The organism is Lysobacter sp. ESA13C (genome assembly GCF_019970005.1).
Lineage (GTDB): Bacteria > Pseudomonadota > Gammaproteobacteria > Xanthomonadales > Xanthomonadaceae > Lysobacter > Lysobacter antibioticus_B.
Genome location: NZ_JAHXYK010000007.1, coordinates 173,625 through 187,189 on the forward strand (window position 1 = coordinate 173,625; position 13,565 = coordinate 187,189).

General features: G+C 68.2%; 11 protein-coding genes and 1 pseudogene. 7 read left to right on the forward strand and 5 right to left on the reverse strand.

Translation table 11 applies throughout. The features are described from left to right. The first annotated feature begins 8 nt into the window (after positions 1 to 8). The 4 genes from LC490_RS15690 (at position 9) to LC490_RS15705 (ending at position 3,131) form a co-directional block, all read left to right on the forward strand. Positions 9 to 803 (forward strand): MetQ/NlpA family ABC transporter substrate-binding protein, encoded by a 795-nt coding sequence (locus LC490_RS15690; protein WP_031370085.1) that lies wholly within the window; start codon positions 9 to 11, stop codon positions 801 to 803. A gap of 500 nt (positions 804 to 1,303) precedes the next feature. Next, the gene (locus LC490_RS15695; protein ID WP_223620774.1) at positions 1,304 to 1,441 is read left to right on the forward strand and encodes a hypothetical protein; all 138 of its coding nucleotides are present in this window, start codon (positions 1,304 to 1,306) and stop codon (positions 1,439 to 1,441) included. Positions 1,442 to 1,658: 217 nt separating this feature from the next. After that, complete coding sequence (locus tag LC490_RS15700; RefSeq protein ID WP_161786053.1) at positions 1,659 to 1,796, forward strand: hypothetical protein; 138 nt, start codon at positions 1,659 to 1,661, stop codon at positions 1,794 to 1,796. A gap of 84 nt (positions 1,797 to 1,880) precedes the next feature. After that, positions 1,881 to 3,131, forward strand: a complete 1,251-nt coding sequence (locus LC490_RS15705; protein ID WP_223620775.1) for a YcaO-like family protein — start codon at positions 1,881 to 1,883, stop codon at positions 3,129 to 3,131. On the opposite strand, the gene pcaD is transcribed toward LC490_RS15705, so the two are convergent. After that, on the reverse strand, positions 3,132 to 3,929 hold the full coding sequence (gene pcaD / locus LC490_RS15710) for a 3-oxoadipate enol-lactonase (RefSeq protein ID WP_223620776.1): 798 nt from the start codon (positions 3,927 to 3,929) through the stop codon (positions 3,132 to 3,134). A 158-nt stretch (positions 3,930 to 4,087) separates the two neighbouring features. Here pcaD and LC490_RS15715 point away from each other — a divergent pair, with 158 nt between their 5' ends. Together LC490_RS15715 and LC490_RS15720 are read left to right on the forward strand one after the other, a co-directional pair. After that, positions 4,088 to 5,056, forward strand: a complete 969-nt coding sequence (locus LC490_RS15715; RefSeq protein WP_223620777.1) for a LysR family transcriptional regulator — start codon at positions 4,088 to 4,090, stop codon at positions 5,054 to 5,056. Positions 5,057 to 5,250: 194 nt separating this feature from the next. Beyond that, on the forward strand, positions 5,251 to 5,664 hold the full coding sequence (locus tag LC490_RS15720) for a DUF6006 family protein (protein WP_031370089.1): 414 nt from the start codon (positions 5,251 to 5,253) through the stop codon (positions 5,662 to 5,664). Between the two features lie 91 nt (positions 5,665 to 5,755). Here the strand turns inward: LC490_RS15720 and LC490_RS15725 are convergent, their stop codons facing one another. Then, positions 5,756 to 6,607: a dienelactone hydrolase family protein gene (locus tag LC490_RS15725; protein WP_223620778.1), complete on the reverse strand. Its 852-nt coding sequence runs from the start codon at positions 6,605 to 6,607 to the stop codon at positions 5,756 to 5,758. Positions 6,608 to 6,727: 120 nt separating this feature from the next. Here LC490_RS15725 and LC490_RS15730 point away from each other — a divergent pair, with 120 nt between their 5' ends. Then, a complete protein-coding gene (locus LC490_RS15730) occupies positions 6,728 to 7,711 on the forward strand; it encodes a helix-turn-helix domain-containing protein (RefSeq protein WP_223620779.1) in 984 nt (327 codons plus the stop codon). A gap of 314 nt (positions 7,712 to 8,025) precedes the next feature. Here LC490_RS15730 and LC490_RS15735 read toward each other — a convergent pair whose 3' ends face one another. The 3 genes and pseudogenes from LC490_RS15735 to LC490_RS15745 form a co-directional block, all read right to left on the reverse strand. Next, positions 8,026 to 9,018 carry a glycoside hydrolase family 6 protein gene (locus LC490_RS15735; protein WP_223620780.1) on the reverse strand — a complete coding sequence of 331 codons (993 nt, stop codon included), beginning with the start codon at positions 9,016 to 9,018 and terminating at the stop codon, positions 8,026 to 8,028. Between the two features lie 312 nt (positions 9,019 to 9,330). Continuing rightward, positions 9,331 to 11,421: a DUF11 domain-containing protein gene (locus tag LC490_RS15740; RefSeq protein WP_223620781.1), complete on the reverse strand. Its 2,091-nt coding sequence runs from the start codon at positions 11,419 to 11,421 to the stop codon at positions 9,331 to 9,333. 329 nt (positions 11,422 to 11,750) lie between these two features. Beyond that, positions 11,751 to 13,469 (reverse strand): annotated as a pseudogene (locus LC490_RS15745) (glycosyltransferase family 39 protein); the annotation flags it as partial. Positions 13,470 to 13,565: the final 96 nt, after the last annotated feature.

Genomic DNA, 13,565 nt, shown 5'->3' on the forward strand with positions numbered 1-13,565 from the left:
GACGCAAGATGAAAAAGCTGATGGCCATCCTGGCCCTGACCGCCGCAGGCCTGAGCGGTTGCGGCGGCGGCAACGACCCGGCGTCGCAAAAGCTCACCGTCGCCGCCACCGCGGTGCCGCACGCGGAAATCCTCGAAGTGGTGAAGCCACTGTTGGCCAAGCAGGGCGTCGAACTCGAGGTGCGCGTGTTCAACGACTACGTGCAGCCCAACGACCAGGTGGCGCAGAAGCTGCTCGACGTCAGCTATTTCGAGACCGAGCCCTATCTCGATTCCTACAACCGCAGCCGCGGCACGAAGCTGACCACCATCGTCGGCGTGCACATCGAGCCCTTCGGCGCCTACTCGCGCAAGTTCAAGTCGCTCGACGCGCTGCCGCAGGGCGCCGACGTGGTCATCCCCAACGACCCGAGCAACAACAGCCGCGCCCTGATCCTGCTGCACAAGTCCGGGGTAATCCAACTGCGCGACCCGAACGATGCGCTGGCGACCCTGCGCGACATCACCGCCAACCCCAAGCAGCTCAAGTTCCGCGAACTCGATGCGGCGATGCTGCCGCGCATCCTCGACCAGGTCGACCTGGCGTTGATCAACACCAACTACGCGCTCGACGCCGGCCTCGACCCGACCAAGGACGCGCTGGCCATCGAAGGCCGCGACTCGCCCTACGTCAACTTCCTGGTCGGCCGTCCGGACAATCGCGACGACCCGCGGGTCAAGAAGCTCGCTGCGGCGCTGACCGGCCCCGAGGTCAAGAGCTTCATCGAGAAGAAGTACCGTGGCGCGGTGTTGCCGGCGTTCTGAGCACGCCCGACTCGCCTCGCGTGTCGCCGGCACGCGAGGCGACTCCAACCCACTCGGGTCCGCCAACGGCTGCGCAATGCAGCCGGAGCGACAGCGTCACGCATCGACCTGCTAAGCCATGGCATCGGCCCCGCGATGCGTGCGGATAGAAGACTCATCGACGCAAGCGCAAGATGCGCGGCGAATTCGCGCCCGATCGCGAACGGGCAAGCAATGCCCGGAGTCGCCGATCCGGGCCGGCCGCCTTCGTCTCCGGCCCGCCCATTCAGCCATCCCGACATCCGGCCCTCGGCCGGTACAGCGCCGGCCTTGGCCCAGGCGTTTCCGAAACTGGGTCCGAAGTTTCACAACCGATGAGATCGGCGCCCGAACCGAGATTGACCGTGCTCCCAGCCGCCCCGTATAGCTGGCGCGCGGGCCGCCGGGCTCGGTCGCTAGCGTCGAGCGCCCCGGCTTGCTGCATGGAACTTCCGCAAGTCACATCACAACGAGGGATTGTTATGAAGAAGACGATCGAGATATTCATCATCAAGTCGCGTCCGGTCTTGATCGATGCCACCAAGGCGATCACGGCCCAGGGCATCACGCCGATGCTGACGCCGCAGGAGAAAGAACTCCTGGAGAAGCTGGCGAAGTAACCGGGCCGCATCGTGCGGCCGACTCCGGTGCGCCGGCGGCCTGCCGCGAGCCGCGACGAGCCATCAACCGCCATAAGCCATTCGGCGCCGACCCTGGACCTTGCCTAGGACCTTGCGTATCGCCGGCCCGCAAGCGGGCGGATTCGCGGGGACCGCCATCGTCGAACGACTCGGCGCGTCGCACCAACCTGCAACGACACCACCTCAAAGGGACCGTATGAAGAAGCTCATCGGCACGACCATCGTCAAGTCCGTCCCGCACCTGCTCCTCGCCAACAAGATCGAGCAGAACCAGGACGTCAAACCGGCGCCGACGCCGGAAGAGAAAGCCATCCTGGACAAGCTGGCGAAGTAAGCCCGGCTTCCATCCTGAGCGAACGGGCGGCACGAACCCAGGTTCGTGCCGCTTCGTTCCGGCACCCCCGCAAGGAGCGACTGCATGATTCCGCTGGAGCGAGAGCGATCGCTGGCCGACGCCGAACGCGTCATCCGCAGATTCGTAAGCGAGCAGGGCTGGCGCATACGCACCCAGACGCACGGCGAGCGCTTGCAGTCCACCGTCTGCACCCTGCACGACGGCGACGACGAGGTCATCGCCAGCGGCTTCGGCAAGGGCGACGGCGAGGCGGCCCGGGTCGGCGCCATCTACGAAGCGGTCGAGCATCTGTACACCAACGCACCGCCTGCTGGAGAACGCATCGATTTCGTACGCTCGATCGATCTGTTCCGCGACCCGCGCTATGCCGGGCTGCCGTTCCTGTCGGCGTTCGCGCAGAACCCGCAACAGCGTCTGGCGTGCCGAACCTATCGCCCCTTCTTCGGCGACGCCGCCGAGGTGCCGGTTCCCTTGTTTCTGACGTTTCCGAACTACCTGGACCAACTTCCGGCCGAGGACGACTTCGACTACTCCAGCGTCATCCGCTATGGCTCCAACAGCGGCATCGCGATCGGCGCCAGCGTCGAAGAAGCCGCGGTGCACGCGATCGGCGAATTGGTCGAGCGCGATTCCTGGTCCTTGTTCCTGGTCGCGCACTACCTCGGCGAGCCGGCCAGCCTCGGCAGCGTGATCGACCCGCGGTCGCTGCCGCCGCAGGTCGCCGCGATCCACCAGGCCGCCAGTGCTCAGCTCGGGCGCGGCATCGTCCTGATCGAGGTGACCAGCGACCTCGGTTTCCCCGCCTTCATCGCCACCACCGACCGGATTCTCGACGACGAAGTGGTGTACCCGAGCGGCTTCGGTGCGTCCTTGTACGCCGCCCATGCCGCCATCCGCGCATTGACCGAACTGGTGCAATGCGTCGGCATCCGCGAGCAGTTGCCGAGCATGCACGAGTACAGCCGCCTCGCCCTGGAGGCGCTGGCCGAGTACCCGAAGCTCAGGGACTGCGCTTACTTCCAGGTATCGGCCGAGCGGCTCGAAACGGTTGAATGGTCGCATCCGACGCGCGAGGTCCAGACGCCCAAGGCGCTGCTGCGCGAGATGGTGACCCTGTTGCAGCACAAGGGCATCCACCTCTACCACGCGATCAACCATCGCCAGGGCGATGACTTCTGCGTGGTCAGTTGGGTGTCCTTCGAGCTCGAACGCTTCCTGCTGGTTGCCTCGGGCATCGCCATGGCCCCCGGCAAACGCGGCATGGATCTGCTGGCCGGCAAGCTGCAGGTGCCGGCGCTGGAGCGCACCGACTAGTCAGCGCTGGAGCAGGAAACCGAGCACCGCGCTCATGAACTCGGCCGGGCATTCGACGTTCGACAGATGCACCGCCGGCAGCACCAGCAGGCTCGCGCCGGGCACGCTCGCGGCGATGGCCTCGCCGTGGCTGGCCAGGGTCACCGTGTCGTAGCGGCCGGCGATCACCAGGGTCGGGCGCGACACCCGCTCGAGCGTCGGGCGCATATCCAGATCGCGCACCGCCGCGTAATTGCCGGCCAGGCCGCGCGGATCGGTCGCCAGCAACATGCCTCGGAAGGCCTGGATCGCCGGCCCGTTCGCCTCGCGCAGCGCCGCCGGGAACCAGTTGCCGAGAAACATCTCGGCGGTGTCGGCCATGTCCTCGACGCCCAGCACTGCGGCGATCCGCTCCGCCCATTGCCCGGCCGGCCCCAGATAGGCCGAGGTATTGCTCAGAATCAAACGGTCGATGCGCTCGCCGGCATGCACGCCGAGCCACTGCCCGATCATGCCGCCGAGCGACAGGCCGAGAAAATGCGCGCGTTCTATGCGCAGGGCGTCGAGCAGGTCGATCACGTCGCGGCCCAGGCGTTCGAGCGAGTACTCGCCCGCGGGCACGCCGGACGCGCCGTGGCCGCGCGTGTCGTAACGCAGCACGCGGAAATGCCGCGCGAGTTCCGGCACTTGCGCATCCCACATATGCAGATCGGTGCCGATCGAGTTGGACAGCACGAGCACCGGGCGCTCGGCCGCGCCGTCGAGGCGGTAGGCGATGCGCACGCCGTCGCTGGCGTTGAGGTAAGACAGGTCGTTCATGGCGATGCTCCGTTCGGATAGGCCGCTTGTGAGCTTCGCGGGCAGTCGTTCAGCCCGGTGTCGCTCCTGCAACGGCAGACGCCGCGGAGCAAATCCTAGTTGCGGCCGATCCCGGCGGATATTACAAAGCTCGTACATTCTTTGTAGTCATATCCGACATGAGCGCCTTCACCCTGCACGACCTGCAATGCTTCGACGCCGTAGTCCGCGCCGGCGGCTTCCAGGCCGCGGCCGCGACCTTGCATCGCTCGCATCCGGCGGTGTTCGCCGCGGTCGCCAAGCTCGAGCGCCAGCTCGGTTTCGACCTGCTCGACCGCAGCGGCTACCGGGTGCGCCCGACCGACGCCGGCCGGTCCTTCCATCGCCGCGCCCAGACCTTGCTGCGCGAGATGGAGGAATTGCGCACTCATGCCGCGCAACTGGCCATGGGCGAGGAAAGCGAACTGCGCGTGGTGATCGGCGACCTCTGCCCGCGGCCGCAGATGCTGGCCCTGTTGAGCCGCTTCTTCGCCGCCCGCCCGGGCACCCGCCTGCATCTGCATTTCGAGGCGGTCAGCGGGCCTACCGAGCGTTTGTTCGACGGCGACGCCGACCTGATCCTGCATCGCGTCGACAAGCGCGATCCGCGCATCGAGTGGATGGATCTGTGCCCGGTGCCGTTCGTGCCGGTGGTCGCCGCGGGTTTCCTGCCGTTCCCGATCTCGCGCGCGATCAAGCCCGAACGGATGCGCGACTTCACCCAATGCGTCATGCGCGACAGCGCGCGTCACTCGCCGCCACGCGACTACTTCATGATCGAAGGCGCGCATCAATGCACCGTCGCCGATCAGCTCATGAAGAAGGACATCATCCTGCAGGGCATGGGCTGGGGCCACATGCCGCGGTTCCTGATCGAACAGGAATTGCGCGAGGGGCGGCTGCATTCGATCGCTGGCCGCTACCTGCCCGGCAGCGTCGAGGACCTGGTGGCGGCGCGGCGCAGCGACCGCGCGCACGGCCCGGTCGCGAACCGATTGTGGAGCTATCTCGGCGAACAGGCACCGCGATTCCGCGACTCCATCCAAGCGGCCATGCCCACGGCGAGGACAAAGGCGAAGCCTGCCAGCTCACCGAACAAGCGCGGATGACGCGACCCGCTGCCGCCGCGGCCGTATAACGCAAGCCGCGCGTCGATACGTCCATACGCCTGCGCCAAGCCACTGCAGCGCCCGCCGATTCATGTCTGCGTTGCATTTCTGACGCGCTCCCTGTTGGCCTGTCCGGCCGACACCTGTCGTTGGCTTGGTCGTAACTGGACTCAAGGCCACAGGAGTAGCCGACCATGAACACCGCGTTGAACACCGCCCTTTGGATCGCCCTCGCCATCGCCGCTGCGGCCGAGGGCTGCAGCCCGGTCGCCGCCAGCCAAGTCTCCGGCTGGTGGGACGGCAACTGGAACTGCACCATCGATGGCCGCCCTGCCAAGATGAAATGGAGCGCCGTCAATGACAGTCAAACGACCTGCGACGACGACGAGGTCTGCACTCACACCTTCGGCGCCCGCTGGAAGGGTAGGTTCTCCGACAACGGCTCGGCCTGGGTGGCGCTGAACAATGCGCGCCGCGGCAAAAACGGCGGCCTGTACTTCAACCATGCCGATGGCAACCGCTGGTACCTGCCCACGCCGACGGACAACCGGTCCAAGGGTTGGACGACCTGGAACGGCCAGCGCTATCCGCTGGTGTGCTGGCGCTGAGGCCGCTCGTTCGCTGAGCCATCGCGCACGCCGCGCGATTCGGCGGCCGCCTGCATCGGGGTTCCGGCAGGCGGCGGTTGCCGGCATCGATTCAATCGCGCGACTCTGTCCTGGCAAGACGCCGGGCGAAGAACGCCAGGATCTCGTCGCGCGCGGCGATGGTCGGCTGACCGGCTTCGTCGATCAGATGCGCCGTCACCACGCTGTGCGGGCTGGCGACCACGTGCTCGAAGAACGGCGCCAGGCCCTCGCGATTGGCCGCACTGTCGGGCAGCACCCGCGCGACGAAACGCTCGCCGAGCGCCTCGGCGTAAGCAGCGAAGCGCTGCGCCTTGCAGAAGCGGTCGCCGTCGAAGCGATAGGCCATGACCGTCAGGTTCTCGCGCTCCAGGCGTTGCCGCACCGCGGCGAGTTGCTCGGGCGCGATCTCCAGCCCGGCCGGGTCGTCCAGCGGCAGCGAAGGCTGCGCCAACACCGGCGCCAACATCGAAGGTTCGAGCATCATGGTCAGGGCGAAGTTGCCGCTGAAGCACATACCGATCGCGCCGACGCCGGGGCCGCCGCATTCGCCGTGCGCGAAGCGCGCCAGCGCGCGCAGCCATTGCGTGACCGGGCTCGAACCCTGGCCGGCGAAGGCGCGAAACTCGGCGCTGACGCAAGCGCGCTGGAAGATCGCCTTGCTCTCCTCGACACCGGGCACGGCGCCATCGTGGCCGAACAGCGAGGGCATGTAGACGGTGAACCCCGCGTCCCGGACCCAGCGGGCGAAGCGCGCCACCTGCGGGCTGATGCCCGGCATCTCGGTCATCACGATGACCGCCGGCCCGATGCCGGCGACGTGCACGCGCTTGCCGACGCTGTCGAGGGTAATCGTGCGCGGCTCGAAGTCGTCGAGCGGATCGGATTGGCCGAGATCGGGGCGGTTGATCGGGGCGGTCGGCATTCGTGGGTGTCCTCTGGTCGGGCGCTGCCTACGCGGCGCGGCATCGGCTCGACCGCATTGCAACCCGCCACGCGCTAGACTTCGAGTGTCCGCTTGGACATGTTTCGGGCGTTTCCGGCCATGCACGATTTCACCGTCCTGATCCTGCCCGGCGCCTACGCCAGCAGCGTCGCCGTCACCCTCGATCTGCTCGGCGCCGCGGCCGCGCTCGCACCGCGACTGCAAACGCCGCGACCGAATTGGCGGGTGCTATCGCCCGACGGCGGCAGCGTGACGCTCGGCAACGGCCTGCGCATCGACACTCGAGCCTTGCCCAGGCGCTCGCGCAACGACGCCTCGACCTGGGTGGTACCGGGCCTGGGCGTGGACCAGCCTGCGCAACTCATCGCCCGCCTGGCCCAGGCCGATGCGCAATATGCAATCGCAGGGCTGCGCCGCCATGCCGCGCGCGGCGGCAGTGTCGCCGCCTCGTGCTCGGCGGTGTTCCTGCTGCAGGCCGCCGGCCTGCTGCAGGGGCGCCGGGCTACGACGTCGTGGTGGTTGGCCGCGGACCTGCAACGCATCGCCCCGGACTGCAAGGTCGACGCCGACCGCATGGTCTGCAGCGACGGCCCGGTCAGCACCGCCGGCGCGGCGTTCGCCCAGTCGGACCTGATGCTGCAGTTGCTGCGCCTGCGTTTCGGCAGCGCGCTGGCCGACGTCGTCGCCAAGATCCTGCTGCTCGACGGCCGCCAGGCGCAGGCGCCGTTCGTGATCCCGTCGATGCTCGCCGGCGGCAACGAACTGGTGGCGCGGCTGACCCGGCGCATCGAGTCCTCGCTGCCGCATCCGCCAAGCCTGAGCGAACTCGCCTCGGAGTTCGCGATGTCGCCGAGAACCCTGGCCCGGCACGTGCGCGCCGCCACCGGCCGGACCGCGCTGGCCCTGATCCAAAGCGTGCGCTTGAACCGCGCGAGGCGCTTGATCGAGACCAGCCGCATGAGCATCGAACAGGTCGCGGCGCAGGTCGGCTACGAGGATGCGACGGCGTTGCGGCGGCTGATGCGCAAGGCCACCGGCGCCACGCCGAGCCGGTTCCGCCCGAGCCACCACCCCTTGGGGTAGCAGCGGCGCCCTGGATTTCCTTCGCTCACAAGCCGCGGCTGCGAAGCTTCTGCATGCGGCGCCAGTCGCGGCTCACGCCGCTCCTACAAAAACGGCTGCCGATGTCGCTCGACTCGCTCCGCTCCCACTGTAAGGGCGGCGTGAGCCGCGACTACGAAGTACCGGAGCCCGGCGCAACCTGCGCGAAGCCGACCAGCCCTCGCGAGCGACGAATCTCCGGATCGTCGCGATGCAGACCGGTGCTTCGCGGTCGCGGCTTGTGACCGAAGAAAATCCAGAAGGACGCCGCTCCTACCCCTTGAAGCGCAGCGCCCTCAGCGCCCCTCGATCAAGCGTATCGCGATGTCGGGCGAGAACTGCCCGGCCGGGATCCCCGGCCCAATGCCGCAGTTGCCGTCGGAATCGCCCGGCACTTTGATCCATAACAGCATTTCCGCGCCGCTGCCGCTGTTCTGCGAGACCGTGCCGAGCTTGCGGCCGGGCGGGTTGCACCACTCGCCGTTGGAGCCGTTGCCGTTGCGGCTGGTGTCGACTATGAACGGCTTGGGGTAGCCGAACTGCCGCTGCAAGGCGCCGGCGACGGCGACGCCGTAAGCATTGGAATCGGCGGTGGTGTAGTAGTTCGACACGTTCAGGGCGAAGCCGCGAATGCCTTTGACGCCGGCCGAGTTCAGACGCCGCGCCATTTCGTCGGCGCCGATCCAACGGGCGTTGCCGCCGTCGTGATAGACCAAGGCATTCGGCGCGCGCAGCTTGAATTCGTTCGCGGCGTACTGCAGCAGACCGGTGCGGACGCTGCGCTGATCGGCGGGCAGGCAATCCAGTTGGGCCAGTGCGTCGGGCTCGATCACCACCACCGCGCGGCGGCTGCCGATGCCCGCGGCGAAGCCGGAGATCCAGGCGCGATAAGCCTCGGGACTGCCGGCGCCGCCGCCGGAGTGACTGCCGCAATCGCGGCCGGGAATGTTGTAGGCGACCAGGATCGGTAACTTGTCTGCGGTCTGCGCCGCACCGACGAAGCTCGCCACCGCGGTATTGATGTTGCCGCTCCAGTTGCCGAACCAGCGCGCCATCGGCCGCGTCGCGATCGCGCTGCCGATCCGAGTCGCGCGCGCATCGCCGGCATGGTCGCGCACCCATATCGCCGGATTCGAGTACGGGTCGACATAGAAGCCGCTGCTCTGATTGGCCGCCGGCGCCGCGGTCGGCGCCGATGCGGCGAAACACAGGGCGATGACGCCCGCGATGAAACGGCGCTGCCGCTGCGGACGAACCGCTGCCGCACCGGCCATGGCATATCGATGCATGGAGCCTCCTGCAGATGTCCGGTTGCGCGACCTGCGCGAACCGATGATGCAGAAGGTGACGTCGAAGCCGGCTGCGCGCTTCCAAGCGCCTCACACTTTGGGATATCCGCGGCGCTGCGGATGCAAGCAGGATTTCATTCCGCCACACAGCGCACGCAATACCCTGGCCGGGCCGTTCGCGAATGACGGATGCCGGTCCGCAGACCGCGTTCTGCGCGGACCGCACGCGCGTTCTCGAGCATCTGCAATCGATACCCCGACGCGAGCCCACGACCACCGCGGTTCAACGAGCCCGAGTGCTGATCTCGATAGCTAGTCGACCAGGCAAGTCAGGGTAACGGTGACCGTTGCGCCATTGGCGATGGTGCCTAGCGCCACGCCGCTGTCGAGCGTGGCCAGAGTGATCGGCGCGACCGGACAGCCCGCACCGCTGCAGGTCGGCGGTGCGGTGCAGGTCAATCCGCTGCGGCCGGCGATGGCGTCGCGCAGCAGCGCATCGGTCACCGCATCCGGGCCATTGTTCGTCACCACGATGGTGTAGGTCGTGACCGTGCCCCGTGCCAGCGTGTCGTTGGGTTGGTCGCTGCTGCCCAGGCCCGGCGTGTTGGTCTTGGTGATCGACAGGTCGGCGATCGGGCTGCGCGTGTTGGCGAAGGTGCAGCTGAGATCGTCGCCGACCGCAGCGGTGACATTGAACGTCGTGCCGCTACCGCTGGGCGTCTGCCCGCCGGCGAGTGCGTTGGTGCAACTGTAGGCGCTGGCGTAATTGGCCAGGTCGGCACCGGCTGCGGCGATTTCCGAGAACGCGTAACTCGCGCCGGCGGTGCCCGGGCTCAAGGTGGCGACGCCGGTCGCGGTGCTGCCGGAACCGGTGGTCGTCACCGACGCCGGCCCGCCGGTACCGGCGATGGCGAGGGTGAACTGATCGGTCGCCACGAAGCGTCCCAGCGGCAAAGATTTCTGCACCCGCAAGATCGGCTGCTTGGCATTGGTGAAGACACAGGTGATGTCGGCGGCCGTCGCGGTGACCGCCGCCGGGATCGTCACCGCACCGGTGGTCGCGGTCGCAACCGGATTGACGTTGCCGGTGATGGCGCTGTTGGCATCGGTGCAGGTCACGCCGGTCTGCAGGAAACCGGCCGCAGGCGTTTCGGTCACGGTCACCGCGGTGCCGGGTGCGGTCACCGGCAGCGCGGTCGGCGCGGCGGGCGTCGGCGTGTTCGGCGCCGTCGTGGTGACGGCCGGCACGGCGCCGGTGAGGTTGGTCGCGGCGAAAGCGAACGGCCCACCGACACCGCCGAGCGTGGTCTTCTGCACCTTGACGGTCGGTGCGGCGACGATCCAGTAGACGATGATGCGTCCGTCGCCGCCACCGTTGACCGCCTCGTTGTAGGCGGCGCCGGTGGCGCCGCCGGCGCGGCCGATCGGCACGGTGCGCGGCGCGCCCGCCGCCGAATAATCGGTATCGCCGGTGGTGCGCGGCGGCTGATTGACGACGTTGTTGTTGGCCGCGGCGATCTCGGCGGTGAACTCGATCGATTGGAAGCGGTTGCCCGCGGCGACGAAACCGGAACCGCCGCGGCCGGAGTTCGCGGTATCGGTGCTGCAACGGCCGACCACGCCGCCGGAGTTGAAGGTGTAGGCGGTCCGGCCGCCGCCTTGGAAGCCGCCGCCGCCGGCGGTCGCCCAGTTGGTCGGCATGTCGATGTTGGCGCAGTTGCTGCCGTCTGCGGGCACCGTCCAGGAATCCGCGCTGCCCTGCATGGTGCCGCTGATGGTCGGACCGGCCGAACGCGGACTGGTGTAGTTCCAGCTCAGCGTACCGGGCGTGGCGCCATAGCCGGACAGTGCGCCGTTGCCGTTGGTGCCGCCGCTGCGCAGCGCGAGCGCGCTGTCGAGGCTGTTGCCGTTGCTGTCGGAGCCGCCACCGCCGCCGGCGACGGCCAGGGCGCGCGCCGTGCTGGTGTTGGTCACTGCCGCAGTGCCGGTGAAAACGCCGGACAAGCCACCGCCCTGATCGTGCTGGCCGCTGCCGCCGAAGCCGAATGCACCCGGGTCGTTGGCGCCGCCAGGCCGGACCGCGCGGCTGCCGCCGCCGGCCACGACCAGCGAATACTGCGTGCCGGCAACGGTATTGAAGAGTGCGCCGGTATAGCCGCCGGCACCGGCCTTGGAAGCGTCGGCCAGGAACTCCTTGCCGCCGCCAGCGCCCCAGACCTTGAAGTAGACGCCCAGAGCATTCGCCGGCGCGGTGACGGTGACCTGCGCTCCGGTGTAGTCGTGTTGCACGCGTTGTACGGCGATGCTGGGCCCGTACAGCGCCGTCAGGTTCGGGGCCGGGGTGGCGCCGACCTGGGCCTGAGCGGCGTCCGGCACCATCGAGGCGAAGGCGGCGGCGAGCATGATCGCCAGGGAACCCGAGCCGATCGCAACGAGACTGGATTTGCGGCAAGGCTGCCGAACCGGGTCGGATCGTCTCGTTCCCATGAACACCTCATGCAAGGCAGCAAGCGGCAGGGACGGGCATGCTTGAGGATCGGCATCGCCCGAGTGCGTTATCCCTTATACCCCTCGAACTCCAGGCTGGGCCACTACAGCGTTTCCGAAAGCGCAGCGCGCGCGCAACGCCCGAGGTCACGTCCTAAGCCGGAGCTGTTCGAGGTTGCCGCCAGCCCACGCAGGCTGCAGGCGTCGGCGACCACAGGCGCCAGACAGACGTCCCAATCCATGCTCAGCGCATGCTCGGCGCTCGACCAGGTGCAGCCGAGCGTCGCGCTGCCCGGCACCAAAGTCCAGCCGCGCCGGTTCGCGTGGCCCAAGTGTTGGCTGCGGGTGGTATCGATGCAGGCCGCCAGGGCGATGTCCTGCACCAACAACCAGCGCGTCTGCGGCGACTGCCGCTGCCACTCCAGTCCGCGCCGCATCTGCACCGGGAAGATCGCCTTGAAGCCGAACTCGGCGACCGGCCGGTCGGCCATCAACAGGTTCTGCTCGCGCCAGGCCACCAGGCCCAGTTCGGCCTTCGGGCCGATGCGCTTGCCCACTTCGGCCATCAGGCCGCGCGCGGACGACGAATCGTTGAGCAACGGCGCCATGACCAGGCCGAACGCGACCCACAAGCCGGCCAGCATCGCCGCCATGCCGGCGAAGGCGCGGCGTCGCCCGGTCCACAACAGACAGGCCAGGCCCCAACCGCCGACCGCGGCGACGCTGGCGGCCAGCGCCGAGGACACGTCCTCGAGCGAGCGCTCGGCGACGAAGCGCCGTTCGAACCCGGGATCGCCGAACCACATCGCCAGGCCGCCGAGCAGCAGTGCGATGGACAATACCGCGGTGAAACCGAGCGCGACGCGCTGCGCCGACGCCTTGCGCAGCAAGCCCGGCAGCAACGGCGCCAGCGCCAACGCGACCATCGGCAGCGCCGGCAAGATGTACATATCGCGCTTTCCGCCGGGAATGCTGAAGAACAGCAGGACCAGCAACCACCACGCCAGCGGCAACAGATAGCGCGCATCGCGACGGCGCAGACGCCGGCGCCAGGCCGGCAGCGCCCACGGCAAGGCGAGCATGGTCGGCAACCACATGGTCGCCATCACTTCCAGGAAGTACCAGGTCGGTTGGCCGTGATCCCAGGACGCGCCGTAACGCTTGGCGGTCTGGCGCACCAGAATGTCGTTGAGATAGGCCGAGTACTGGCCGCCGTCCGGCCCGAGCGCGGCGATCGCCAGCGGCACCAGCCAGATGCCGGTGGCAGCGACGAAGGCGAGCGGCCCGAGCCAGAACTTCGCGCTCTTGGCATGCAGCTTCACGTTCCAGCCGCGCAACGAGGCGATGGCGGCCGGGATCAGCATCAGCAAGGCGATCGCACCGACGCCCTTGCTGATCGTGCCCAGCCCCGCCGCGGCCCAGCCGAGCATCCACATCGGCCAGTCCGGGCCGCGCTTGCGCGCGCTCAGCAAGACGTGGCGCAGCAGACCGTAATTGGCCAGGGTGATCCAGAACACCACCAACGGGTCGATCTGGGCCTTCTTCGCCTGCCAGGTGAACTGCAGGGCGAACAGCAACGCATAGCCGGCGTACAGGCCGACACGACGCGTCCACAGGCGGCGGCCGAGATCGACCACGCACCACAGCGTGCCCAGCGAGGCCAGCAGCGACGGCAACAGGAAGGCGATGCGCCACTCACCGAACACCTGATAAGCGGCGGCCTGCAGCCACATGAACAACGGCGGCTTGTCGGAATACAGCTCGTGGCCGCGATGCGGGAACAGCCAATCGCCGCTCTCGATCATCTGCTTGGCGACCAGGGCGAAACGCGGCTCGTCGGCCGGCCAGGGATCGCGCAGGCCCAAGCCGACCCCGAGCACCAGCACCGCCAGCACCCAGAACAGGACGGTCTGGTTGCGTCTGGCGACTCGATGTAGCGCGGCGCTGTGCAGGATCGTGGTCATCGCGTGATCGGTAGTGGCGTGGTCTTGAAGCAGGGCAGCAGGAACGGTGGTGCCGGATCGGCGTGCTGCGAACGCCCGCAGGGCGAAGCGCCGGCA